Source organism: Enterobacter sp. SES19 (assembly GCF_011765665.1).
GTDB classification, from domain to species: domain Bacteria; phylum Pseudomonadota; class Gammaproteobacteria; order Enterobacterales; family Enterobacteriaceae; genus Enterobacter; species Enterobacter pseudoroggenkampii.
This window is the reverse complement of the sequence record NZ_CP050320.1, coordinates 113,835-139,208: the sequence shown is the minus strand read 5'-3', so window position 1 is coordinate 139,208 and position 25,374 is coordinate 113,835. Positions and strand designations below refer to the sequence as shown.

Genomic DNA, 25,374 nt, shown 5'->3' with positions numbered 1-25,374 from the left:
AAATCACCCCGCTTTGGGGATTGTGATAAAATGCCTCCTCTCTGGTGAAACCCAACAGGAAAGAATCATGATGAGCCTGGCCGGTAAAAAAATCGTTCTTGGCGTGAGCGGCGGCATTGCTGCCTACAAAGCGCCGGAGCTGGTGCGTCGTCTGCGCGAGCGCGGGGCAGATGTGCGGGTCGCGATAACCGAAGGCGGTAAAGCCTTTATCACTCCCCTGAGCCTGCAGGCCGTTTCAGGATACCCGGTATCTGACAGCCTGCTCGATCCGGCCGCCGAAGCCGCGATGGGCCATATTGAGCTGGGTAAATGGGCTGACCTGGTTATCCTTGCCCCCGCCACGGCTGATTTAATCGCCCGGGTGGCGGCCGGTATGGCAAACGATCTGGTCTCTACCATTTGTCTGGCCACGCCTGCCCCTGTTGCCGTCGTTCCTGCCATGAACCAGCAGATGTACCGTAACGCGGCCACCCAGCACAATCTGGAGACGCTGGCCTCACGCGGCCTGCTTATCTGGGGTCCGGACAGCGGCAGCCAGGCCTGCGGCGATGTTGGCCCGGGTCGCATGCTTGACCCGCTGACGATTGTTGATATGGCCGCAGCCCATTTTTCGCCTGTCAACGATCTGCAACATCTCAACATCATGATTACCGCGGGCCCCACGCGCGAGCCGCTGGATCCGGTGCGCTACATCACCAACCACAGCTCCGGTAAAATGGGCTTTGCGATTGCCGCCGCCGCTGCGAAGCGTGGCGCGAACGTCACGCTGGTGAGCGGCCCGGTCTCACTGCCTACCCCTGCGTTTGTGAAGCGAATTGACGTTACTACCGCGCTGGAGATGGAAGCCGCCGTACAGGCTCATGCGCAAAGCCAGCAGATTTTTATCGGCTGTGCGGCCGTCGCAGACTATCGTGCCGAGACGATCGCCGAGGCTAAAATTAAAAAGCAAGGCGATGAATTAACACTAAAAATGGTAAAAAACCCGGACATTGTTGCCGGTGTCGCCGCACTAAAAAGCCACCGTCCATACGTTGTTGGGTTTGCCGCAGAAACGAATAATGTGGAAGAATATGCCCGGCAAAAACGTACCCGCAAAAACCTCGATTTGATTTGCGCGAACGACGTATCGCTGGCCACACAAGGATTTAACAGCGACAGCAACGCACTGCACCTTTTCTGGCAGGATGGAGATAAAGTCTTACCGCTTGAGCGCAAGGAACTCCTGGGCCAACAATTACTCGACGAGATCGTTACCCGTTATGATGAAAAAAATCGACGTTAAGATTCTGGACCCGCGTGTTGGCGAGCAATTCCCGCTGCCAACCTATGCCACCTCCGGCTCTGCCGGTCTTGACCTGCGCGCCTGTCTCGATGACGCCGTAGAACTGGCTCCGGGTGCCACTACCCTGGTTCCAACTGGCCTGGCCATTCACATTGCTGACCCGTCGCTGGCGGCGGTGATCCTGCCGCGTTCTGGTCTGGGCCATAAGCACGGCGTTGTGCTGGGGAACCTGGTCGGCCTGATCGACTCCGACTACCAGGGTCAGCTGATGGTCTCCGTCTGGAACCGTGGTCAGGACAGCTTCACCATTGAACCGGGTGAGCGTATCGCACAGATGGTCTTTGTACCGGTGGTACAGGCAGAATTTAACCTGGTGGCAGACTTTGACGCCACCGACCGCGGCGAAGGCGGCTTCGGCCATTCCGGGCGCAAATAACGGCCCGACAGACACGTATCTCACAGCGTCATAATGCAATAACAAACCGCAAACGCCCGTTTGCGGTCGCTGTGTGGATGCCAGCCTGGCAAGTGCTTATTTTCAGGGGTATTTTGTAACATGGCAGAAAAACAAACCGCGAAAAGGAATCGTCGCGAAGAAATACTTCAATCTCTGGCTCTGATGCTTGAATCCAGCGATGGCAGTCAACGCATCACCACCGCTAAACTGGCCGCCTCTGTGGGCGTGTCTGAGGCGGCGCTGTACCGTCATTTTCCGAGCAAGACCCGGATGTTCGACAGCCTGATCGAGTTTATTGAAGACAGCCTGATCACGCGCATCAACCTGATTCTGAAAGACGAAAAAGACACCACCGCGCGTCTGCGTCTGATTGTGCTGTTAATCCTGGGCTTCGGTGAACGCAATCCGGGCTTAACTCGTATCCTCACCGGCCACGCGCTGATGTTTGAGCAGGACAGACTACAGGGCCGCATTAACCAGCTTTTCGAACGCATTGAAGCTCAGCTGCGCCAGGTACTGCGCGAAAAGAAAATGCGCGAAGGCGAAGGTTACAGCATTGATGAAACGCTGCTGGCAAGCCAGATTCTGGCGTTTTGTGAAGGGATGCTCTCTCGCTTTGTGCGCAGCGAGTTCAAATACTGTCCAACGGACGATTTTGACGCCCGCTGGCCGTTAGTGGCTGCTCAGTTGCAGTAACACCGTTGCCGGGTGGCGGCTTCGCCTTATCGGGCCTACGAAATGCGCAGGCCCGTTAAGCGTAGCGCCACCGGGCAATTTAACTACACCCCGAACGCTTCCCGGTACGCACGTACCGCTGCCAGATGGTCCGCCATCTCAGGCTTCTCTTCCAGATACGCAATCAGGTCTTTCAGAGTGATAATCGACGTCACTTTGCAACTGTAATCGCGCTCGACTTCCTGAATAGCGGAAATTTCCCCGCGACCACGCTCCTGACGATCAAGAGAAATCAGCACGCCAGCAAGCGTCGCACCGTTGGCCTGAATAATCTCCATCGATTCGCGGATCGCCGTACCGGCGGTGATCACGTCGTCCACCAGCATCACGCGGCCCTGCAGCGCGCTGCCGACCAGATTCCCGCCTTCACCGTGGGTTTTAGCCTCTTTGCGGTTAAAGCAGTATGGCACATCGCGGTCATGGTGTTCAGCCAGCGCCACCGCGGTGGTGGTCGCAATCGGAATACCTTTATAGGCCGGGCCAAACAGCAGGTCAAAATCAATCCCGGAATCCACCAGCGCTTCGGCATAGAAACGGCCTAACAATGCCAGATCGCGCCCGGTATTAAACAGCCCGGCGTTGAAGAAATAGGGACTCTTACGCCCGGATTTCAGCGTAAATTCGCCAAACTTGAGTACCTGCTTGTTGAGCGCAAACTCAATAAACTGGCGCTGATACGATTTCATGGATTTGCTCCTTTGGTTTTTCTGTCTTATAGGCAAAAAAAAGGCGACTCATTGGTCGCCTTTAAAATCAATTTTCTAACGCCGCTTTCTGCGTCGTTACAATAGATTCGATTCCCCCTCGGGCCAACGCCAGCAGAGAGAGAAGCTCTTCGTGAGTGAACGGCTCGCCTTCCGCCGTACCCTGTACTTCAATGATGCGACCGTCTTCGGTCATCACCACGTTCATGTCGGTTTCGGCTGCGGAATCTTCAACGTATTCCAGATCGCAAAGCGCTTCGCCGTTAACGATACCGACTGAAACCGCCGCAACCATGCCTTTCATTGGGTTGGTTTTCAGCTTGCCGGCCGCAACCAGCTTGTTCAGAGCGTCCGCCAGCGCCACGCAGGCACCGGTAATGGATGCGGTACGCGTACCGCCGTCTGCCTGAATTACGTCGCAATCGAGAGTGATGGTGAATTCGCCGAGGATTTTCAGGTCAACGGCGGCGCGAAGCGCGCGCGCGATTAGACGCTGAATCTCCATGGTACGACCGCCCTGCTTCCCCTTTGCCGCTTCACGGGCATTACGGGTATGGGTCGCACGCGGCAGCATGCCGTATTCTGCGGTGATCCAGCCCTGACCCTGACCTTTCAGGAAGCGCGGAACACCTTCTTCGATGGAGGCAGTGCACAGCACTTTAGTGTCACCAAACTCAACCAGCACGGAGCCTTCAGCGTGTTTTGTATAGTTACGGGTCAGGATGACGGGACGCACCTGGTTGGCGCTACGACCTGATGGACGCATGATGGATTCTCCGGCTTGAAACGAATGTGGCTGCGCATTATACGGATAAAGGACGCTTATTCCTATCCTGAGAAGCCCCCGAAAGCTATAATCCCCCCATCTCTCCTTTAAAAACGGGAATGTCTATGATCCGCAGTATGACCGCCTACGCCCGGCGTGAAATCAAGGGTAGCTGGGGTAGCGCCACATGGGAAATGCGCTCGGTAAACCAGCGTTACCTGGAAACGTATTTCCGTATGCCGGAGCAGTTCCGCAGCCTTGAGCCTGTTGTACGCGAGCGTATTCGTACGCGTCTGACGCGCGGTAAAGTGGAATGTAACCTGCGCTTTGAGCCTGATGCCAGCGCACAGGGCGAGCTGATCCTCAACGAAAAACTGGCGAAACAGCTCGTGAATGCGGCGAACTGGGTCAAAATGCAGAGCGATGAAGGTGAAATCAACCCGGTTGATATTCTGCGCTGGCCTGGCGTCATGGCAGCTGGAGAGCAGGATCTGGATGCCATTGCCGCTGAAATCCTGGCAGCCCTCGACGGCACGCTGGACGACTTTATCGTTGCCCGCGAAACCGAAGGTCAGGCGCTGAAAGCGATGATTGAGCAGCGTCTTGAAGGTGTGAGCACCGAAGTGGCGAAAGTCCGCGCCCATATGCCGGAAGTGCTGCAGTGGCAGCGCGAACGCCTTGTCGCCAAACTGGAAGAAGCGGAAGTTCAGCTGGAAAACACCCGTCTGGAACAAGAGCTAGTGCTGATGGCGCAACGTATCGATGTCGCTGAAGAGCTGGACCGTCTGGAAGCGCACGTTAAAGAGACCTACAACATTCTGAAGAAGAAGGAAGCGGTGGGCCGCCGTCTGGACTTTATGATGCAGGAGTTCAACCGTGAGTCGAACACCCTGGCGTCTAAGTCGATCAATGCTGACGTGACGAATTCAGCGATTGAGTTGAAAGTGCTGATTGAGCAGATGCGCGAGCAGATTCAGAACATCGAGTAATGCCTTTCGGGTGGTGTCGACGGCACCACCCATTATTATTTCTAATCCATATCAACATCCGTTTTTACGTTTTACCGCCTATCATCAAGCCTGCTCAAGATAAATTAATAAAATTTTTTAGGGCAACCTGACTCGCCTTAGAAAATCTCAATCGTGATCTTGCGCACAAATCGCTAACCTCCCCGCGTTCACACCGGAGGGTCTATGCTGCTTCACATCCTTTATCTCATTGGCATCACCGCAGAAGCCATGACCGGCGCGCTTGCCGCCGGACGTCGCCGTATGGACACCTTCGGCGTAATCATTATTGCTACCGCGACCGCGCTTGGCGGTGGTTCCGTGCGCGATATCCTGCTTGGCCATTACCCGCTCGGCTGGGTTAAACACCCTGAATACGTGATTATTGTGGCGACTGCTGCCGTGTTAACCACCATCGTGGCGCCCGTTATGCCCCATCTTCGCCGCCTGTTCCTGGTGCTTGATGCGCTGGGGCTGATCGTCTTTTCGATCATCGGTGCGCAAATCGCGCTCGATATGGGGGAAGGACCGGTTATCGCTACCATTGCCGCCGTGGTCACGGGCGTATTCGGCGGTGTGCTGCGCGATATGTTCTGCAAGCGCATTCCTCTGGTCTTTCAAAAAGAACTGTATGCCGGCATCTCCTTTGCGGCAGCGGTGCTTTATATCGCCCTGCAGCATTACGTTTCTAACCATGATGTGGTGGTCATCTCGACGCTACTGTTTGGCTTTACGGCCCGCATGCTGGCGCTGCGCCTGAAGCTCGGGCTGCCCGTTTTTCATTACAAACACAGCGCACACTAGTTTCAGAACCCGTTGATGTGCTGTTCAGCGAGCCATTTCGCCAGCACATCAATCTGAGGCGCGAGCATCCAGTTAACGATTTGTCGCGCTTTTTCCTCTCCCGTTCCCGGCAGGGCCTGCCAGTCCTTTGCGTTGCGCCCGTTCATCTTCTCCCACGATACGTCTCCCATCGCCTTCAGCGAAGCCTGCGTCATTGGCACACCCAATGCCATGAGCCAGCGGATAAACGGCTTCTCGCGCACCAGATTAAATCGGTGCCAGAGCGCCAGCCCGCGTGCTGAGGAAAACCCCGGTGTAGACTGCAGCTGCGCCTGAGTTAATAACAGCCATGAAAAGAGATGTTCAAAATGATGCGCCTGCCAGAGGGTACGCCAGCCTGACTCGCCTAATCCTTCAATATCAAGCACCTGCTTTGAACTGAGCCAGGTCAGCCGGGCAAAGAACTGCTCCATACACTCCGGGGAAGCGTAGAAACAGCTAAGCGAATGATAACGCGAGGCCGGAGGCTCTGGTTTATGTCTGTCCGTCCCGCGCCAGAGCACTTTATCAAACCGGGGGATACCCTGCCCGGCCAGGCTGATCTGTATCTGATCCCCCGGGGCAATATCCAGTCTCTGCCAGCGCCCAACCGAGCCCAGGCTCACCCGCTGCACCTGTTTATCATCCAGTTGCACGGGTTCCAGCGCGGCTACAACGGAAATTTTGCCCGTTCGCCCCACGGAAAAATGAATATTACTCACCTCAGCAACCTGGGCTGTAGGCGCATATTTCCACGCAACGACCCAGTTGCCTTCTCCCGGTAACCAATCTTCGCCAGCAGGTTCATCCTCCGAACGCACCACAATGCCATCCGTGGCAAAGGGTAATGCGGTCACGTGCCAGGCCGCGCGCTGTTTCTCGACGCCATCAACAGATTCGGCGGGAAGCGTATACCGTGCCGACAGCGTAAAACCAGCCTGAGACAGTTCAGCTAAAGAGGTCTGCATATCTTTCGGTCCGTCCGGCCAGGCCCAGATGAATACGCCGATCTTGCTCAATAGCGAGTTATCCTTTTGCCGCATCATCGCCCCCGCCACCTTTGCACGAGCGTTCATTCCGCCCATCTGCTGCTGAATGTGGTTGTCGCGCAACCAGAAGAGTTCGCCCTGTAAGACGCTGTTCGCCAGCTTGCCGGTGAGCTTTTGCGGAACAGACGGGACTAAACGCACCTTCCCGGTCCAGTCTTCCCCTTTCAGGCCATCACCACGACTGATGGCCTGGGTTAACTTCCCGTCACGATAGACCAGCGTCACCGCCACACCGTCAACTTTCGGCTGCAGCCACAGATGTTGCCGCGCACGCATCCACTGTCTCAGTTCCTCTTTGCTGGCCACCTTATGCACGCCCGTGTGGGCAACAGGATGTTTTACGCTCCCCGTCAGCGCGGGGAGTTTCTCTTCTGAAGGCTCACTGCCAAAACAGCGCTGCCACTGCGTTAAACGCCCGTGAAGCTGGTCGTAAACCTCGTCGTTGATCTCGCTCACGCCCTGCTTCCAGTAAGCCTCATCCCAGCGTTTGATTTGCGCGCTTAACGACGCCATCTCTTTCTCTGCTTTTGCCTGCGACCACACCGGACACATCGCCGCGCCATAACCGCACCACAACAGCATTAACCCGCTTATCCATCGCCACATCGCTACCCCTCCTTTGCGTTGCAGGAGGTATACCCGGATGCCTGAAACAACGCTAACGGCAACGTTTCGCATTGCGAGACGCTATCCAGTATTTCTTTTGGTTGCTGAAAACCACAGATAAAACCTGAAAACGGCACGCAAAATTCAATAATCGAGGGGAAAAAGTGTGACAAAGGCTACGTCACACGGCGGTGACGTGTATAATAAGCCCGTATGTAGGACTTCTTCGTTAACACATACAAAAGACTCTCATGGCTCAAGGCACGCTTTATATTGTTTCTGCCCCTAGTGGCGCGGGTAAATCCAGCCTTATTCAGGCACTGTTAAAAACCCAACCGTTGTACGACACACAGGTTTCTGTTTCTCACACCACGCGCCAGCCGCGTCCGGGTGAAGTGCACGGTGAACACTATTTCTTTGTGGATCACGACGAATTCAGAGCGATGATCGGCAGAGACGCGTTTCTTGAACACGCTGAAGTATTTGGTAATTACTACGGTACTTCGCGTGAAACCATTGAGCAGGTTCTGGCCACGGGCGTGAATGTGTTCCTGGATATCGACTGGCAGGGCGCACAGCAAATTCGCAAGAAAATGCCTGACTCGCGCAGTATCTTTATTTTACCGCCATCGAAAGATGAGCTGGATCGCCGTCTGCGTGGCCGCGGTCAGGACAGCGAAGAAGTGATCGCAAAGCGTATGGAACAGGCTGTTGCAGAAATGAGCCATTACGCGGAATATGATTACCTTATTGTGAATGATGATTTTGATGCCGCACTGAGCGATCTCAAAACCATTCTTCGTGCAGAACGTCTGCGTATGAGCCGCCAGAAGCAGCGACATGACGCATTAATCACCAAACTGTTGGCAGACTGAACCCACTTTCAGTATCATGCCCAGTCATTTCTTCACCTGTGGAGCATTTTAAGTATGGCACGCGTAACTGTTCAGGACGCTGTAGAGAAAATTGGTAACCGTTTTGACCTGGTGCTGGTCGCCGCGCGTCGCGCTCGTCAGATGCAGGTAGGCGGTAAAGATCCGCTGGTACCGGAAGAAAACGATAAAACCACCGTTATTGCACTTCGCGAAATCGAAGAAGGTCTGATCAACAACCAGATCCTCGACGTGCGTGAGCGCCAGGAGCAGCAAGAGCAGGAAGCCGCAGAACTGCAGGCCGTAACCGCTATTGCTGAAGGTCGTCGTTAATTAAACCTGCGGGTCGCCCTTGTATCTGTTTGAAAGCCTGAATCAACTGATTCAAACCTACCTGCCTGAAGACCAGATTAAGCGTCTTCAGCAGGCGTATCTCGTTGCACGTGACGCTCACGAGGGCCAGACACGTTCAAGCGGTGAACCCTATATCACGCACCCGGTAGCGGTGGCCTGTATTCTGGCCGAGATGAAACTCGACTACGAAACGCTGATGGCCGCTCTACTGCACGACGTGATCGAAGATACCCCTGCCACTTACCAGGACATGGAACAGCTGTTTGGCAAAAGCGTTGCCGAACTGGTGGAAGGGGTCTCTAAGCTTGATAAGCTGAATTTCCGCGACAAGAAAGAGGCGCAAGCCGAAAACTTCCGCAAGATGATTATGGCGATGGTGCAGGATATCCGCGTCATTCTCATCAAACTCGCTGACCGTACCCACAACATGCGCACGCTGGGCTCACTTCGCCCGGATAAACGTCGCCGCATTGCCCGTGAAACCCTCGAAATCTACAGTCCGCTGGCGCACCGTTTAGGTATTCATCACATTAAAACCGAGCTGGAAGAACTGGGTTTTGAAGCGTTGTACCCGAACCGCTATCGCGTGATTAAAGAGGTGGTGAAAGCCGCACGCGGCAACCGTAAAGAGATGATTCAAAAGATCCTCTCTGAAATCGAAGGGCGTTTACAGGAAGCGGGGATCCCGTGCCGCGTCAGCGGTCGCGAGAAACACCTGTACTCCATCTACTGCAAAATGGTGCTCAAAGAGCAGCGTTTTCACTCGATCATGGATATCTACGCCTTCCGCGTCATTGTCCATGACTCGGACACCTGCTATCGCGTGCTGGGGCAGATGCACAGCCTCTACAAACCGCGTCCGGGGCGCATGAAAGATTACATCGCCATTCCAAAAGCGAACGGCTATCAATCTTTACACACCTCGATGATTGGTCCGCACGGTGTACCTGTTGAGGTGCAGATCCGCACCGAAGACATGGACCAGATGGCAGAGATGGGGGTTGCCGCACACTGGGCGTATAAAGAGCACGGTGGCGAAAGCAGCACGACCGCACAAATCCGCGCCCAGCGCTGGATGCAGAGCCTGCTGGAGCTTCAGCAGAGTGCGGGCAGCTCGTTTGAATTTATCGAGAGCGTTAAATCCGATCTCTTCCCGGATGAGATTTACGTTTTCACCCCAGAAGGTCGCATTGTCGAACTGCCTGCGGGCGCAACGCCGGTCGACTTCGCTTACGCCGTGCATACCGATATCGGGCATGCCTGCGTCGGCGCGCGCGTCGACAGACAGCCTTATCCGCTGTCTCAGCCGCTCTCCAGCGGCCAGACGGTAGAAATTATTACCGCGCCGGGTGCACGTCCGAACGCGGCCTGGCTGAACTTTGTCGTGAGCTCCAAAGCACGTGCCAAAATTCGCCAGTTGCTGAAAAACCTCAAGCGTGATGATTCCGTCAGCCTGGGGCGTCGTCTGCTCAACCACGCGTTGGGCGGCAGCCGTAAGCTGGCTGAAATTCCGCAGGAGAACGTCCAGCGTGAGCTGGAGCGCATGAAGCTTACGTCGCTTGACGACCTGCTGGCAGAGATTGGCCTCGGCAACGCCATGAGCGTGGTGGTGGCGAAGAACCTGCAGCAAGGCGATACAACAGCGGTGCCTGCAACGACGCAAAGCCACGGACACCTGCCGATTAAAGGCGCGGACGGGGTGCTGATCACCTTCGCAAAATGCTGTCGTCCAATTCCTGGCGATCCGATTATTGCGCACGTCAGCCCAGGCAAAGGGCTGGTTATCCACCACGAATCCTGTCGTAACATTCGCGGCTATCAGAAAGAAGCCGAGAAGTTTATGGCGGTCGAGTGGGATAAAGAGACCGCGCAGGAATTTATCACCGAAATTAAGGTGGATATGTTCAACCACCAGGGTGCCCTGGCGAACCTGACGGCAGCGATCAACACGGCCTCTTCCAATATTCAGAGCCTGAACACGGAAGAAAAAGATGGCCGCGTGTATAGCGCCTTTATTCGTCTGACCGCTCGCGACCGCGTACATCTGGCGAATATTATGCGCAAGATCCGCGTCATGCCGGACGTGATTAAAGTCACCCGAAACCGAAACTAGGTTTATGAATTCACAACGTTATGCACGTATCTGCGAAATGCTCGCCAGGCGTCAGCCTGACCTGACGGTCTGCATGGAGCAGGTGCATAAACCTCATAACGTCTCTGCTATCGTTCGTACCGCCGATGCCGTCGGTGTGCATGAAGTGCACGCCGTCTGGCCGGATGGCCGTATGCGCAATACGGTCTCGGCGGCAGCAGGCAGCAACAGCTGGGTGTCTGTTAAAAATCATCACACCATTGGCGAAGCCGTATCGCACCTGAAAGGGCGCGGGATGCAGATCCTGGCCACTAACCTGTCCGCTAAAGCCGTAGATTTCCGCGAGATCGACTACACCCGCCCGACCTGCATTTTGATGGGTCAGGAGAAAACCGGGATCACCCAGGAAGCGCTGGATCTGGCGGATCGGGACATCATCATTCCGATGATCGGCATGGTCCAGTCTCTTAACGTCTCCGTGGCGTCCGCGCTCATTCTGTATGAAGCGCAGCGCCAGCGTCAGAACGCCGGGATGTACGAGCGCAGCAACAGCATGCTGCCGGAAGAGGAACAGCAGCGCCTGCTGTTTGAAGGTGGCTATCCGGTGCTGGCTCGCGTTGCGAAGCAGAAAAAATTGCCTTATCCCCACGTCAACGCGCAGGGCGAAATTGAAGCCGATGCCGAGTGGTGGGCCACCATGCAGTACGCCGGGTAAGCGATGAAAGGCCGCCTGCTGGATGCCATCCCGCTTAACAGCCTGACGGGCGTGGGCGCGGCGCAAAGCAATAAGCTGGCAAAAATTGGCCTGCACACGGTGCAGGATCTCCTGCTTCACCTCCCCCTGCGTTACGAAGACCGCACCCAGCTATACAAGATTGGCGATCTCCTTCCTGCCATTTACGCCACCGTTGAAGGCGAAGTCCTGAACTGCAACATCACCTTCGGCGGGCGCCGGATGATGACCTGCCAGATCAGCGACGGCACCGGCATTCTCACCATGCGTTTTTTCAACTTCAGCGCGGCGATGAAAAACAGCCTGGCGACGGGCCGCAGGGTGCTGGCCTATGGCGAAGCCAAACGCGGGAAATACGGCGCAGAGATGATCCACCCGGAGTACCGCGTGCAGGGCGATCTCAGCACGCCGGAGCTGCAGGAGACGCTCACCCCGGTTTACCCGACGACCGAAGGAATCAAGCAGGCGACGCTGCGTAAGCTCACCGATCAGGCGCTGGAGCTGCTGGATACCTGCGCCATTACCGAGCTGCTGCCACCCGAGCTGGCGCAGGGCATGATGAGCCTGCCCGAGGCGCTGCGCACCCTGCACCGCCCGCCGCCAACGCTGCAGCTCAGCGACTTAGAAAGCGGCAAACACCCCGCTCAACAGCGTCTTATCCTTGAGGAATTACTGGCCCATAACCTGAGCATGCTGGCGCTCCGCGCCGGCGCGCAGCGTTTCCACGCCCAGCCCTTAAGCCAGAATGATGAACTCAAAGATAAGCTGCTGGCCTCGCTGCCGTTTAAGCCCACCGGCGCGCAGGCGCGCGTCACCGCCGAAATCGAACGCGATATGGCGCTCGACGTGCCGATGATGCGCCTGGTGCAGGGCGACGTGGGTTCCGGCAAAACGCTGGTTGCCGCGCTGGCCGCCCTGCGTGCGATTGCCCACGGCAAGCAGGTCGCGCTGATGGCACCGACCGAACTGCTGGCGGAACAGCACGCCAACAATTTCCGCGCCTGGTTCGCGCCGCTGGGCATTGAAGTGGGCTGGCTTGCCGGGAAGCAAAAAGGCAAAGCGCGCCTTGCGCAACAGGAGGCTATTGCCAGCGGGCAGGTGCAGATGATTGTCGGCACGCACGCCATCTTCCAGGAGCAGGTGCAGTTTAACGGCCTTGCGCTGGTGATTATCGACGAGCAGCACCGCTTCGGCGTGCACCAGCGTCTGGCATTATGGGAGAAAGGCCTGCAGCAGGGCTTCCACCCGCATCAGCTGATCATGACCGCTACGCCGATCCCGCGCACCCTGGCGATGACGGCCTACGCCGATCTGGATACCTCCACCATCGACGAACTGCCGCCGGGCCGTACGCCGGTCACAACGGTCGCCATTCCTGACACGCGCCGCAGTGATATCATCGACCGCGTACGCAACGCCTGCACCCACGAAGGGCGTCAGGCCTACTGGGTTTGTACGCTGATAGAAGAGTCGGAACTGCTGGAAGCGCAGGCTGCCGAAGCCACGTGGGAAGAGCTTAAGCTGGCGCTGCCGGAGCTGAACGTGGGCCTGGTTCATGGACGCATGAAGCCTGCCGAAAAACAGGCGGTGATGCAGTCGTTTAAGCAGGGCGAGCTGCATTTGCTGGTCGCCACGACGGTCATTGAAGTGGGCGTGGACGTCCCGAACTCCAGCCTGATGATCATCGAAAACCCGGAGCGCCTGGGCCTTGCCCAACTCCACCAGCTGCGCGGGCGCGTTGGCCGTGGCGCGGTAGCGTCCCACTGCGTCCTGCTCTACAAAGCCCCGCTCTCAAAAACAGCCCAGATGCGGTTGCAGGTGCTGCGCGACAGCAACGACGGTTTTGTGATTGCGCAAAAAGACCTGGAGATCCGCGGCCCGGGCGAACTGCTGGGCACGCGTCAGACGGGGAACGCGGAATTCAAAGTGGCGGATTTGCTGCGCGACCAGGCTATGATCCCCGAGGTTCAGCGCCTCGCCCGCCACATTCATGAACGCTACCCCGAACAGGCGGCAGCGTTAATTGAGCGCTGGATGCCGGAAACCGAACGCTATTCCAACGCCTGATTCAGGCAAACATCGGCAGCATCAGGTACAGCTTAATCACCAGCGCGTTGACGATATCAATAAAGAACGCCCCGACCATCGGGACCACCAGAAACGCCATGTGCGAAGGCCCGAAGCGTTCGGTGATCGCCTGCATGTTGGCGATAGCCGTTGGGGTGGCCCCCAGACCAAACCCGCAGTGACCCGCCGCCAGCACCGCCGCATCGTAGTTTTTGCCCATCATCCGCCAGGTCACGAACATGGCGTACAGCGCCATAAACAGGGCCTGCACCGCCAGAATCGCCACCATCGGCAGCGCCAGCGAGGCCAGCTCCCACAGCTTGAGGCTCATCAGCGCCATCGCCAGGAACAGCGACAGGCAGACGTTGCCGAGCACCGACACCGCCCGTTCAAACACGCGGTAGAAGCCCATCAGCGCCAGGCCGTTGCTCAGGATCACCCCGATAAACAGCACGCAGACAAACGTCGGCAGTTCAAACGCTGAGCCCGCCAGCCATTGCGCAACCACTTTGCCCACGGTCAGGCAGATGGCGATCGTCGCGATGGTTTCAATCAGCACCAGCGAGGTAATGCTGCGCCCGACGTCCGGCTTTTCAAATGCGGTCGGCACCAGCTCATCGTCCGGCCTGCCGTCCGGCGTGGTGGAGTGCTTCACCAGATAGCGTGCCACCGGGCCGCCAATCAGGCCACCCAGCACCAGCCCAAAGGTCGCGCAGGCCATCGCCACCTCCGTCGCGTTTTCAAACCCGTAGCGCTCGATAAACAGCTTGCTCCATGCGGCCCCGGTACCGTGGCCGCCCGAAAGGGTAATTGACCCCGCCAGCAGCCCCATCAGCGGATCCAGTCCCAGCAGCGTCGCCATCCCGATGCCGATAGCGTTTTGCATCAGCAGCAGCCCCACCACCACAATCAGGAATACGCCGAGCACTTTACCGCCCGCCCGCAGGCTCGCCAGGTTGGCGTTCAGGCCGATGGTGGCAAAGAAAGCCAGCATCAGCGGGTCCTTCAGGGACATATCAAAATCGATTTCCCAGCCCATGCTTTTTTTCAGTATCAGCAGGGCCAGCGCCACCAGGAGACCACCGGCGACAGGTTCAGGAATGGTGTATTTCTTCAGAAGGGAAACGCTATGTACCAGCTTACGGCCAAGCAGTAAGACCAGCGTTGCGGCAACAAGTGTCGACAACGTATCGAGATGAATCATAGAAGGCTCCTGTTTTGCGCGTGTTCCATACACACGCGGCGTTATCCTGGGCCGGTTTGCGCTCTTCATGAGCTCCCGGCGCGAAAAAGTGTAATTTTTTTTCCCGATACGTTGTAGAAAACCTGCTCACAGCGGCAGATTTTCTTCCCTTTTTTTGCTGGCAATCGTTTGCTTTTACCAGGTGGTCAGATAAAATGCCCGCTTTTCCACCGTGGGATTGCCGCCGATGTCCGTTAACACTATAGAGTCGCCTGATGCGCAACCGATTGCGCAGAAGCAAAATAGCGAACTGATTTACCGCCTTGAAGACCGCCCGCCGCTGCCGCAAACGCTGTTCGCCGCCTGCCAGCATCTTCTGGCGATGTTTGTTGCGGTGATCACCCCGGCGCTGCTGATTTGCCAGGCGCTCGGTTTACCGGCGCAGGACACGCAGCACATTATCAGCATGTCTCTTTTTGCCTCCGGCGTTGCCTCTATTATTCAAATTAAAGCGTGGGGGCCGGTGGGGTCGGGATTATTGTCGATTCAGGGCACCAGCTTTAACTTCGTGGCGCCCCTGATCATGGGCGGTACGGCGCTGAAAACCGGCGGTGCGGATGTCCCGACCATGATGGCGGCGCTGTTCGGCACGCTGATGCTGGCCAGCTGTACGGAGATGGTGATCTCCCGCGTTCTGCATCTGGCTCGCCGCGTTATCACCCCGCTGGTTTCCGGCGTCGTCGTGATGATTATCGGCCTGTCGCTGATTCAGGTGGGTCTTACCTCCATCGGCGGCGGCTATGCCGCAATGAGCGACCACACCTTCGGCGCGCCAAAAAACCTGCTGCTGGCAGGCGTCGTGCTGGCGATCATTATTCTGCTTAACCGTCAGCGTAACCCTTACCTGCGCGTGGCCTCGCTGGTGATCGCCATGGCGGCGGGTTACCTGCTGGCGTGGGCGCTGGGCATGCTGCCGGAGAACACCGCGCCGACCAACAGCGCGCTGATCACCGTTCCTACGCCGCTGTACTACGGTCTGGGCATTGACTGGGGTCTGCTCCTGCCGCTGATGCTGGTCTTTATGATCACCTCGCTGGAGACCATCGGTGATATCACCGCCACCTCCGACGTCTCCGAGCAGCCGGTGTCCGGCCCGCTGTACATGAAGCGCCTGAAAGGCGGCGTGCTGGCGAACGGCCTGAACTCGTTTGTCTCTGCGGTATTCAACACCTTCCCGAACTCCTGCTTCGGTCAGAACAACGGCGTGATCCAGCTGACCGGCGTGGCCAGCCGCTACGTTGGCTTCGTGGTGGCGCTGATGCTGATCGTCCTCGGCCTGTTCCCGGCGGTAAGCGGCTTTGTGCAGCACATCCCTGAGCCGGTGCTGGGCGGCGCAACGCTGGTGATGTTCGGGACGATCGCGGCCTCCGGCGTGCGTATTGTCTCCCGCGAGCCGCTGAACCGCCGCGCGATCATGATTATCGCTCTGTCGTTGGCCGTCGGTCTGGGCGTTTCCCAGCAGCCGCTGATCCTGCAGTTTGCACCTGACTGGGTGAAAAACCTGCTCTCTTCCGGCATTGCCGCAGGCGGTATCACCGCTATCGTGCTGAACCTCGTTTTCCCGCCTGAGAAAAATTGATTTCTCTCACGGCAGGCAGTCAATGCCTGCCGTGACATCTAATTACACCATTCCCGCCTTGAGGATTGCGCATAAATCGTGCATAACTCCCTTATGTGCGTTTTGCGGGATGGAAGACCATGAAATTTATTGGAAAGCTACTCGTCTATCTTCTGGTAGCCCTGCTCATTGTGATGCTGGCGCTCTATATTCTGCTCCAGACCCGCTGGGGTGCGGCTCAGGTCAGCAGCTGGGTAACGGTGAATACCGACTACGAACTCAGTTTCGACAAGATGAATCACCGCTTTTCGTCGCCTTCCCACCTCATTCTGGAAAACGTCATCTTTGGTCGGGACGGTAAACCCGCCACGCTGGTCGCCAAAAAAGTCGATATTGGCCTGAGCAGCCGCCAGGTAACCGATCCGCTGCATATGGACACCATCACCCTGTTCGACGGCACGCTGAATCTCTCGCCGCAGACGGCGCCGCTGCCTTTCCAGGCGGATCGCCTGCAGCTGAATAACATGGCCTTTAACAGCCCGAATACCGAATGGGACCTGAGCGCGCAGAAGGTGACGGGCGGCGTCAGCCCGTGGCAGCCGGAGGCCGGCAACGTGCTGGGGAACAACGCGCAGATTCAGATGAGCGCAGGCTCACTGACCCTGAACGGCGTACCGGCCACCAACGTGCTAATCGAGGGCCAGCTTAACGGCAAGGAGGTGGTGCTGAAAACGATTGGCGCCGATATGGCCCGCGGCTCACTCACCGGCTCCGCCCTGCGCAACGCCGACGGGAGCTGGATTATCGACACCATGCGTCTGAACGAAATCCGCCTGCAGAGCGATAAAACGCTGACGGCGTTCTTCGCGCCGCTGGCCACCATTCCCTCTCTGCAGATTGGTCGTCTGGACGTGACCGACGCCCGGCTTCAGGGCCCGGACTGGGCGGTGACCGATCTCGATTTAAGCCTGCGCAACCTGACTCTCAGCAAAGGCGACTGGCAGAGCCAGGAAGGCCGCCTGTCGATGAACGCCAGCGAGTTTATCTACGGCTCGCTGCATCTTTTCGACCCGATTCTGAATGCAGAGTTTTCCCCGCAGGGCATGGCGCTGCGTCAGTTCACTTCCCGCTGGGAGGGCGGCATGGTGCGCACCTCCGGTAACTGGCTGCGCGACGGTAAAGCGCTGGTGCTGGACGATGTCGCCATCGCCGGGCTGGAATACACCCTGCCGCAGAACTGGAAGACGCTGTGGATGGAGCCTCTGCCGGAATGGCTGAACAGCGTCACGTTGCAAAAATTCGGCCTGAGCCGCAACCTGGTGATCGACATCGATCCCGCCTTCCCGTGGCAGATCACCTCTCTGGATGGCTATGGCGCAAACCTGCAGCTGGTGAAAGATCGCCAGTGGGGCGTCTGGGGCGGCAGCGCGACCCTGAACGGCGCGGCGGCGACCTTTAACCGCGTGGACGTGCGCCGTCCGTCGCTGGCGCTGAATGCGAACGCCGCCACGGTGAACATTACCGACCTGAGCGCGTTTACCGAAAGAGGTATTCTGGAAGCAATAGCGACGGTTTCTCAGCTTCCGCAGCGGCAGACTACGGTGAGCCTGAACGGGCGCGGCGTGCCGCTCAACGTACTGCAGCAGTGGGGCTGGCCCGCGCTGCCGATTGCGGGCGACGGCAATATTCAGCTCACCGCCAGCGGCAGCGTGCAGGCGAATGCCCCGCTTAAGCCGACGGTGAACGGCAAGCTGAACGCGGTGAATATGGATAAACAGCAGGTGCAGCAGACGATGGCGGGCGGTGTAGTTTCAACACCACCCTCACCCCAGCCCTCTCCCTGAAAGGGAGAGGGAGCAAACCATTCCCTCGCCCCTTTGGGGAGAGGGTTAGGGTGAGGGGAATTAAAGGTGAACCACCACCTCATTCCCCTCCGCTTTCACCAATACGCCCCACTCGCTGCCCGCCTGTGAGCCGCCTTTCACGCCATTCACCTTCTGCACGTTGCGCAAGCACACCGACCAGTTTTTCGAGTCTCCCGCGCCGGTAAAGGTCACGATATCGCCCTGACGCGATGCCTTCAGCGTAAACGCCACCGCGCCGTCCGCCGCAGGCACTTCGCTCACCGCCGTTGCGCCGTCGCTCAGGTTAAACAACTGGAAGGCCGTCCCCTCATTCCACGCGTAGTCCGGCTTCTGGTTGTTGCTGCCCAGCGCCAGCAGCGTATTGTCGCGCACGTAGACCGGCAGGCTCATGAAATCGTGCTGCTGCTTATGCCAGCGGCTGCCCTGAATTTCGTCGTTGTGCCACAGGTGCGTCCAGCGGCCTTCCGGCAGATAGAACTGCACGTCCCCCGCCTCGGAGAACACCGGTGCCACCATCATTGCATCCCCCAGCATGTACTGACGATCGAGGTAATCGCACGCCGGATCGTCCGGGAACTCCAGCATCATCGCCCGCAGCATCGGCGTACCGAACTCGCGGGCCAGCGCCGCCTGACGGAACAGGTACGGCATCAGCTGACACTTCAGCTGCGTGAAGTGGCGCACCACGTCGCAGGACTCGTCATCGTAGGCCCACGGCACGCGGTAGGATTTACTGCCGTGCAGGCGGCTGTGGCTGGAGAACAGCCCGAACGCGCACCAGCGTTTGTAGACGTGCGCCGGGGCGGTGTTTTCGAACCCGCCAATATCGTGGCTCCAGAACCCGAAGCCGGACAGGCCAATCGACAGCCCGCCGCGTAGGCTCTCGGCCATGGATTCATAGTTGGCGTAGCAGTCGCCACCCCAGTGCACCGGGAACTGCTGCGCCCCGACGGACGCGGAGCGGGCAAACAGCACCGCTTCTTCTTCCCCCACCGTCTCTTTCAGCACGTTCCACACCAGCTCGTTATAGATGTAGGCGTAATGGTTGTGCATCTTCTGCGGATCGGACCCGTCAAACCACTGCACGTCCGTCGGGATACGCTCGCCGAAGTCGGTCTTGAAGCAGTCGACGCCGATCTCCACCAGGCCTTTCAGCTTGTCGGCATACCACCGGCACGCGTCCGGGTTGGTAAAGTCATAAATCGCCAGCCCCGGCTGCCATTTGTCCCACTGCCACAGGGAGCCGTCCGGGCGCTTGAGCAGGTAGCCCTTCGCTTTCAGCTCCTGGAAGATCGGGGATTTCTGTCCGATGTACGGGTTAATCCACACGCAGACCTTCAGCCCTTTCTCCTTCAGGCGGCGGATCATGCCTTCCGGATCCGGGAAGGTCACCGGGTCCCACTCGAAATCGCACCACTGGAAGGCCTTCATCCAGAAGCAGTCGAAGTGGAAGACGTGCAGCGGCAGGTCGCGCTTGGCCATGCCGTCGATAAAGCTGTTTACCGTCGCTTCGTCGTAGTTGGTGGTGAACGAGGTGGTGAGCCACAGGCCGAACGACCAGGCAGGCGGCAGCGCCGGACGCCCGGTGAAACGGGTATAGCGGTTTAATACCTCTTTTGGCGTCGGGCCGTCGATCACGAAGTACTCAAGATATTCGCCTTCCACGCTGAACTGCACTTTGGAGACCTTCTCGGAGCCGACTTCAAACGAGACGTTCTCGGGATGATTCACCAGCACGCCGTAGCCGCGGTTGGTCAGGTAGAACGGGATGTTTTTGTAGGACTGCTCGGTGCTGGTGCCGCCGTCGCGGTTCCAGGTTTCGACCGTCTGGCCGTTGCGCACCAGCGCGGTAAAGCGCTCGCCCAGACCGTAGACCGTTTCCCCCACGCCCAGATCCAGACGTTCGAACACGTAATTGCGGTCGGCGTTGGTATCCTGCACGTAGCCGTTGTTTTTCAGCTGGCTGCCGGTAATACGCTGGCCGTTGCGCAGGAAGTCCAGCGCCCAGAACTCGCCTTTGGTGACGCGCACGCTGACGCTGCCGCTTTTAAGCTCGGTAAACTCGGCGTTGTTTTCAATCTCTACCTTCACGTCCTTCAGAACGTTCAGCGGATAGTGCGGGCCGTTGTTCAGCGCGCCCTGGAAATGCTCGATGCGCACCCCGACAATCCCTTCCTGCGGGGCAAACAGGCGCACCGTGAACATCAACGTGTCGAGCTGCCAGGTGCGTTCGCGCACGTCGCGCGGTGCAACAAACACCACCAGGTCATTGCCCTGCTGCTCCACGTCGAACACCTGAACCGGATACGTCACGTTCAGGCCCGGTTGAATAAGCCAGTTTCCATCACTGATTTTCATACTCTCGTCCTCTTAGTTCTGTAATTCTTTGCTGACCGGCAGGGTTTCAAACTCCTGCTGATTACGGCGCGCGCCCTGCGCCAGCTCGCCCAGGATTTTGGTCAGGAAGGGGGTTTTCAGCGTGTAGTAGCGTTTGGCGATGATGGCGCTCAGCACGTAGCAGACCGCCGGGGCCAGGGTAAACAGGCCGATAATGATGCTGATGGTCGCGCTGTTCTGGGTTTTAGCTGCCGCGTCGTAGCCTCCGCCTGCCAGCATCCAGCCGATCATCGCCCCGCCCAGCGCCAGACCCAGCTTCAGCACGAACAGCGTGCCCGCAAAGCTGATGCCGGTCAGGCGCTTGCCGTTGGTCCATTCACCGTAGTCGACGGTATCGGACATCATTACCCACTGGATCGGCGTCACCAACTGGTGCAGCACGCCGATGACGAAGATAAAGGCGAACATCAGCATGGTGGCATGCATCGGGACGAAGAACATCGCCACGCTGACCACCGCCAGCGCGGCGTTGGTCCACCAGAAGATGCTGACCTTGCACTTCCAGTCGGTGAGCGGTTTCGCCAGCGCGGAGCCGATCAGGTTGCCAACGCAGTAGGTGGTGAGGAACGCGACGAACACCTCCGGCGAGCCCATGATCCAGGTGCAGTAGTACATCATCGCGCCGCCGCGCACGCAGACGGCGAGGATATTGAGGATGGTGAGCACGCCGACGATGCGCCACTGGTCGTTTTGCCAGATGTCGCGCAGGTCTTCCCGCATGGAGGTGGTGCTCGGCGGCACCTGGATGCGCTCTTTGGTGGTAAAGAAGCAGAACGCCAGCATCAGGAACGCGACCACCGACAGCACGGCGATGCCGCCCTGGAAGCCGAACGCCTTATCGTCACCGCCAATCAGCTTCACCAGCGGCATCATCAGCACCGTAGAGAGCATGCCGCCCGCCGTCGCCAGCACAAAGCGCCAGGACTGCAGGGAGATACGCTGCGTCGGGTCGTTGGTGATCACACCGCCCAGTGCGCAGTAGGGGATGTTGACCACGGTATAGAGAAGGGTCAGCAGGGTGTAAGTAATGGCGGCATACACCATTTTGCCGTTGAGGCTGAGGTCCGGCGTGGTGTAGGCCAGCACGCAGACGATGCCGAACGGGATGGCACCAAACAAAATCCACGGACGGAACTTACCCCAGCGGCTGCGGGTGCGGTCGGCGATCAGCCCCATGCACGGGTCGGAGATCGCATCCAGCGCGCGCGCCAGCAGGAACATGGTGCCGACAAACCCGGCGGGAATGCCGAAAATATCGGTGTAGAAAAACATCATGTACAACATAACGTTATCAAAAATGATGTGGCTGGCGGCGTCACCCATGCCGTAGCCAATCTTCTCTTTTACTGACAATACTTCGCTCATCTTTTTTTATCCTTCACGCTGTAGGGGGCGCTGAGACCGGTTACAGAGTTTTAAACCATTGTTTCAGGAGCGGGTATTGCGTTTTCTGATTAGCAGATTACGTTTCTTGTTTTTTGTGATCGCGGTAAATGTTGGGAAGCAGAAAGGCTAACATGAGGATTTTCTTAGGAATTACCTGAAACAGGGGGGTACAGGTCAAAAGAGAGGTGAAAAAAGTGGTGTGGGGTATGTGGTAAATGCCTGAAAGTAGCTATAATGCGCCCCGCCTCCATGTAGCAATCGAGGCGCGGAAGATCGTCATCTCCGGTGAGGTGGCTGGACTTCAAATCCAGTTGGGGACGCCAGCGTTCCCGGGCAGGTTCGACTCCTGTGATCTTCCGCCAAAATCATTCCTTTTTATACAAACTTTCTAGTGCTGCCAATAAGTCCCTTAATCCACTGTTAAAATCATTTCTAAAATCTGCGTATTTTTTTGTTTTTAACAACTCAGGTATTTTGCAATCTTTCAAAAGTAAAGGAAGCACATGAATACAATTGTGTTGAATTTCATTCCAATATTTTGTTTGCCATTCTCTTTCTACCCATTTTGATGAAACCGTATTTTCAGAAAGAATAACAATTACAAAATCAGCTTCTTCTAGTCCGTCTGAAATTCGCTCGGGAATACTTCCCCCACTTTTATGTCCCATTCATCCAACCAAGGAGCATACCCATTTTCTTCAAGGTCCATACATAACATCTTTGCAAACGGTTTATCTAATGATGAATGAGAGATGAAAATTTTTGCCCCGTTAGGTTTATTCATATAGCGCTGCTCCACAATTTGGTCCAGAAGAGTAGTTTCAATGTAATGTAATTCTGAAAAATAACTGCACAATTTCTTATATGATATTTTATTGTATGGAGAGCACAGTTTAGTGAGTTCAGCTTTACGATTTATTACGAGACAGGCAAACCAAACTCGAGCAGTTCCTGCAATTTAACGACCGGACGTTTTAGAAGGGGCAGGCAAGATCAGCAAGAAAGTGGCTGATGAAAAGGCGTGCTCAGAATACATTGAGTTTGAAAAAAAGCAGCGCCTGCTGAAAGAAGCCGAGGGTGAGAAAGATATCGTCGGCTTATTAAAATGGGATAAGCAGGCTAAACGCTAATCCCGGTCCCCCGGCTCGCATCATCCACAAACAGCATTTCAATGCGGTTTCATCCATGCCTAAAAAGCCGTGAATAACGCCTGCGTCATCCAGGGCTGAGCGCGACGATTAACTCCGTGTAACTGCCGGTGGGCAGCAGGACAGGGCTGATATTCAGCCCTGTGACAGTTATTTTCAGCGACATCTTTCAGATATTACGCACTGAGATCTCTGCTTTTATTAAGCTGTATAGCTTATCTGATAACTCATTAAGGGTATTGTTTTCAGCTTGCAGCATTTTGCCGTTATTTTGCAATATTAAGTCGTTAAAGGAACCAGCCCCTCTGAAAATAGACCTAATACCTAACACGACCTGGTCATAATCAGAATCCAGGTGCTCACGATAATAAATTAGTCTTTTTGACCAAACACTTTCATCACAAGAGACAAGTAATTCAATGATTTGATTAAGTAACGTATGTATTTCTGATTTCATTTCAATCCCCCAAAATTAACCGTCTCTACGCCTGGAATATTCCAGGGCGCAGGGATTACGACTTGCTCAGTACCTCCAGGGAAAATATCAGACTGGTAGCCCACCTCTCCGACATATACCTTCGATCCTGCAGGAATTTTTATCTCATAAAAACTATCGATCACAGATTCAGAACCGTCAGGCCATTTTGGTAACACAGCCTTATCGACACGCGTCTGTAGTACTCCTAAAGGTCGTTCATAACTGAAAAATCGACCCAACTCTGTGCCGCTTTGACCACCTCTAAAAAATGTGGTGTCCTGGGACAATGTTATTTCCTTGTAAGCTCCGCCTGAGAATGTTTCGGCAAAGCGCTCATTTAATGGTCCGGGCTTTATCATCGAGTATTCACCCTCGACTTTTCCCAGAACATGGAGATTGTTAAGCTCACTCGCCGCCCCCAGTCTGCCAAGGCCAAGACCCGCAGCAACAGAAGCGCCAGCAATAACCAGCCCTTTATTGTCCATAACCTGATTGTAACCCGCTGGCGCATCGCCACCGAGCTGCTGCGCGGTCTGATGGAATCCCTCGATATTGCCATTATAGATCCCGCCCGCGGCCAACAAGCGACCAGCAGTTTTGCTGTTGATGATTTTTGCAGCCTGAGCATGTTGCGCAGGTGCCGCCGGGCGAACGTGATATCCCGGGCGTTTCAGTTGCCGGGACAGGAGATGGCTGAGCCGGGTATGAAGGAACAGCGGCAGATCATTGCGAAGGTCACCGGATGTCGTCAGCACTCCCGAAATAGCATGCCCGGTTATGTCTTTTCTCAGCAGAACGAGCTTCCCAGATTTGATGTCGGCAAGAGTGTCACGGTATGCCATCCACGGATGCTGCCAGTGAAACGGTTGATAACGGCTGACAAACCGGGTGTAGCCCTGTGGTAAATTCCACTCCTGAATTATGCGGTTGGGCAGTGCAGTTTCTGCGAGATCTCCTGCCGCAGTGTCCGGATGGATAATGTGAGGAATGTCCTCAAGGTAGATGTCGTCCAGTGACATTGCCTGACTGTGATGAAGCATAGTGTCCCTTTTACGCTGCCGTTATACGCCCAATTATTGCGCATTCCAGGCAACAGGCAAAGACCCCTAATGCCCCGCGGTTGATTGACCACATACCCTGCCTGGGTTATGTCTGACCGGAGATGGACCAGAAAACGTCCGCTACGAGCGAGGAACTGAAGTTCGCAGTTACTCTCAAAGTCGATGAAGAAATTGCCAGCATTACTGTGTATTAATCAATGGGGAGCAGGTCAAGGGCGTTAAGCCTGTCCACCCAACCGCATATGCAACAGCGGAAACGGATTCCCCTGCCCGTCCAGTTCCGAGCGTCCGACCTGCTCAAACCCCATATGGCGATAAAATCCCACGCCCTGCGGGTTCTGCTCATTCACGTCCACTTCGTTCGCGCCGAACGCTGCGATGGCGTGTTGCAGCAGAAATTTCCCGACGCCCTTCCCCCGGCTCGCGTCATCAACAAACAGCATTTCAATACGGTTTTCATCCACGCCTAAAAAGCCGTGAATAACGCCTGCATCATCGCGGGCCATCACGACCTTGAGGTTAGGCAGATAGGCGTTAAGCAATAACGGGCGCAGCGCCGCAATATCGCTTTCCTGCAAAAAATGATGGGTGGCGCGGACGGAGGATTCCCAGATCGCGACCAGACGTTCGAAGTGTGTGGGGAGTGCGGTTTCGATTTTCATGGCGGGATCATGATTGGAAAACCGAATTAT

Annotated in this window: 21 protein-coding genes, 1 tRNA gene and 2 pseudogenes; 14 read left to right on the top strand and 10 right to left on the bottom strand. The window is 56.5% G+C overall.

Annotation, left to right across the window (positions count from 1 at the left end; all coding sequences use genetic code 11):
* The first annotated feature begins 70 nt into the window (after positions 1-70).
* From coaBC to slmA, 3 genes are all read left to right on the top strand, one after another.
* Positions 71-1,282, top strand: coding sequence for a bifunctional phosphopantothenoylcysteine decarboxylase/phosphopantothenate--cysteine ligase CoaBC (gene coaBC / locus GXP72_RS00620; RefSeq protein ID WP_024906629.1), 1,212 nt, complete (start codon positions 71-73; stop codon positions 1,280-1,282).
* The gene (dut, locus tag GXP72_RS00615; protein ID WP_008502691.1) at positions 1,260-1,718 is read left to right on the top strand and encodes a dUTP diphosphatase; all 459 of its coding nucleotides are present in this window, start codon (positions 1,260-1,262) and stop codon (positions 1,716-1,718) included. Before coaBC ends, dut begins: the two co-directional genes overlap by 23 nt.
* A gap of 120 nt (positions 1,719-1,838) precedes the next feature.
* On the top strand, positions 1,839-2,435 hold the full coding sequence (slmA, locus tag GXP72_RS00610) for a nucleoid occlusion factor SlmA (protein ID WP_024906630.1): 597 nt from the start codon (positions 1,839-1,841) through the stop codon (positions 2,433-2,435).
* An 83-nt stretch (positions 2,436-2,518) separates the two neighbouring features.
* Here the strand turns inward: slmA and pyrE are convergent, their stop codons facing one another.
* Positions 2,519-3,160, bottom strand: coding sequence for an orotate phosphoribosyltransferase (gene pyrE, locus GXP72_RS00605; protein ID WP_048992803.1), 642 nt, complete (start codon positions 3,158-3,160; stop codon positions 2,519-2,521).
* A gap of 67 nt (positions 3,161-3,227) precedes the next feature.
* Positions 3,228-3,944 carry a ribonuclease PH gene (gene rph, locus GXP72_RS00600; protein WP_024906632.1) on the bottom strand — a complete coding sequence of 239 codons (717 nt, stop codon included), beginning with the start codon at positions 3,942-3,944 and terminating at the stop codon, positions 3,228-3,230.
* Positions 3,945-4,069: 125 nt separating this feature from the next.
* Between rph and GXP72_RS00595 the strand changes: the two genes are divergently transcribed.
* Together GXP72_RS00595 and GXP72_RS00590 are read left to right on the top strand one after the other, a co-directional pair.
* Positions 4,070-4,933, top strand: a complete 864-nt coding sequence (locus tag GXP72_RS00595) for a YicC/YloC family endoribonuclease (RefSeq protein WP_032650708.1) — start codon at positions 4,070-4,072, stop codon at positions 4,931-4,933.
* A gap of 204 nt (positions 4,934-5,137) precedes the next feature.
* On the top strand, positions 5,138-5,755 hold the full coding sequence (locus GXP72_RS00590) for a trimeric intracellular cation channel family protein (protein ID WP_023334014.1): 618 nt from the start codon (positions 5,138-5,140) through the stop codon (positions 5,753-5,755).
* 2 nt (positions 5,756-5,757) lie between these two features.
* Here GXP72_RS00590 and ligB read toward each other — a convergent pair whose 3' ends face one another.
* Complete coding sequence (ligB, locus tag GXP72_RS00585) at positions 5,758-7,428, bottom strand: NAD-dependent DNA ligase LigB (RefSeq protein WP_208763386.1); 1,671 nt, start codon at positions 7,426-7,428, stop codon at positions 5,758-5,760.
* Between the two features lie 251 nt (positions 7,429-7,679).
* Between ligB and gmk the strand changes: the two genes are divergently transcribed.
* Genes gmk through recG form a run of 5 tightly spaced genes read left to right on the top strand, consistent with a single transcriptional unit; the run spans position 7,680 to position 13,546 of the window.
* On the top strand, positions 7,680-8,303 hold the full coding sequence (gene gmk / locus GXP72_RS00580; protein WP_008502674.1) for a guanylate kinase: 624 nt from the start codon (positions 7,680-7,682) through the stop codon (positions 8,301-8,303).
* Positions 8,304-8,357: 54 nt separating this feature from the next.
* On the top strand, positions 8,358-8,633 hold the full coding sequence (gene rpoZ, locus GXP72_RS00575; protein ID WP_000135058.1) for a DNA-directed RNA polymerase subunit omega: 276 nt from the start codon (positions 8,358-8,360) through the stop codon (positions 8,631-8,633).
* 19 nt (positions 8,634-8,652) lie between these two features.
* Positions 8,653-10,767, top strand: a complete 2,115-nt coding sequence (spoT, locus tag GXP72_RS00570) for a bifunctional GTP diphosphokinase/guanosine-3',5'-bis pyrophosphate 3'-pyrophosphohydrolase (protein ID WP_024906643.1) — start codon at positions 8,653-8,655, stop codon at positions 10,765-10,767.
* Positions 10,768-10,771: 4 nt separating this feature from the next.
* Positions 10,772-11,461, top strand: a complete 690-nt coding sequence (gene trmH / locus GXP72_RS00565; RefSeq protein ID WP_024906644.1) for a tRNA (guanosine(18)-2'-O)-methyltransferase TrmH — start codon at positions 10,772-10,774, stop codon at positions 11,459-11,461.
* A 3-nt stretch (positions 11,462-11,464) separates the two neighbouring features.
* Complete coding sequence (recG, locus tag GXP72_RS00560) at positions 11,465-13,546, top strand: ATP-dependent DNA helicase RecG (protein ID WP_024906645.1); 2,082 nt, start codon at positions 11,465-11,467, stop codon at positions 13,544-13,546.
* A gap of 1 nt (position 13,547) precedes the next feature.
* On the opposite strand, the gene gltS is transcribed toward recG, so the two are convergent.
* Positions 13,548-14,750 carry a sodium/glutamate symporter gene (gene gltS, locus GXP72_RS00555; protein WP_061716221.1) on the bottom strand — a complete coding sequence of 401 codons (1,203 nt, stop codon included), beginning with the start codon at positions 14,748-14,750 and terminating at the stop codon, positions 13,548-13,550.
* Positions 14,751-14,976: 226 nt separating this feature from the next.
* On the opposite strand from gltS, the gene xanP reads away from it, so the two are divergent.
* Positions 14,977-16,368: a xanthine/proton symporter XanP gene (gene xanP, locus GXP72_RS00550; protein WP_014881972.1), complete on the top strand. Its 1,392-nt coding sequence runs from the start codon at positions 14,977-14,979 to the stop codon at positions 16,366-16,368.
* A gap of 119 nt (positions 16,369-16,487) precedes the next feature.
* Positions 16,488-18,191: an AsmA family protein gene (locus GXP72_RS00545; protein WP_208763385.1), complete on the top strand. Its 1,704-nt coding sequence runs from the start codon at positions 16,488-16,490 to the stop codon at positions 18,189-18,191.
* Positions 18,192-18,251: 60 nt separating this feature from the next.
* On the opposite strand, the gene yicI is transcribed toward GXP72_RS00545, so the two are convergent.
* Positions 18,252-20,570 (bottom strand): alpha-xylosidase, encoded by a 2,319-nt coding sequence (yicI, locus tag GXP72_RS00540; RefSeq protein WP_208763384.1) that lies wholly within the window; start codon positions 20,568-20,570, stop codon positions 18,252-18,254.
* Positions 20,571-20,582: 12 nt separating this feature from the next.
* The gene (locus GXP72_RS00535) at positions 20,583-21,974 is read right to left on the bottom strand and encodes a glycoside-pentoside-hexuronide family transporter (protein WP_208763383.1); all 1,392 of its coding nucleotides are present in this window, start codon (positions 21,972-21,974) and stop codon (positions 20,583-20,585) included.
* A gap of 288 nt (positions 21,975-22,262) precedes the next feature.
* Here GXP72_RS00535 and GXP72_RS00530 point away from each other — a divergent pair.
* A tRNA-Sec gene (locus GXP72_RS00530) sits at positions 22,263-22,357 on the top strand.
* A 3-nt stretch (positions 22,358-22,360) separates the two neighbouring features.
* On the opposite strand, the pseudogene GXP72_RS22505 reads toward GXP72_RS00530, so the two are convergent.
* A pseudogene (locus GXP72_RS22505) lies at positions 22,361-22,704 on the bottom strand (toll/interleukin-1 receptor domain-containing protein).
* A 194-nt stretch (positions 22,705-22,898) separates the two neighbouring features.
* Between GXP72_RS22505 and rhuM the strand changes: the two are divergent.
* Positions 22,899-23,125: pseudogene (gene rhuM / locus GXP72_RS00520) on the top strand (RhuM family protein); the annotation flags it as partial.
* 187 nt (positions 23,126-23,312) lie between these two features.
* Here rhuM and GXP72_RS00515 read toward each other — a convergent pair.
* The 3 genes from GXP72_RS00515 to GXP72_RS00505 form a co-directional block, all read right to left on the bottom strand.
* Complete coding sequence (locus GXP72_RS00515) at positions 23,313-23,600, bottom strand: hypothetical protein (RefSeq protein WP_024906650.1); 288 nt, start codon at positions 23,598-23,600, stop codon at positions 23,313-23,315.
* The gene (locus tag GXP72_RS00510) at positions 23,597-24,661 is read right to left on the bottom strand and encodes a hypothetical protein (RefSeq protein ID WP_208763382.1); all 1,065 of its coding nucleotides are present in this window, start codon (positions 24,659-24,661) and stop codon (positions 23,597-23,599) included. The genes GXP72_RS00515 and GXP72_RS00510 overlap by 4 nt, the downstream gene beginning before the upstream one ends.
* 239 nt (positions 24,662-24,900) lie before the next feature.
* Positions 24,901-25,344 (bottom strand): acetyltransferase, encoded by a 444-nt coding sequence (locus tag GXP72_RS00505; protein WP_208763381.1) that lies wholly within the window; start codon positions 25,342-25,344, stop codon positions 24,901-24,903.
* Positions 25,345-25,374 lie beyond the last annotated feature (30 nt).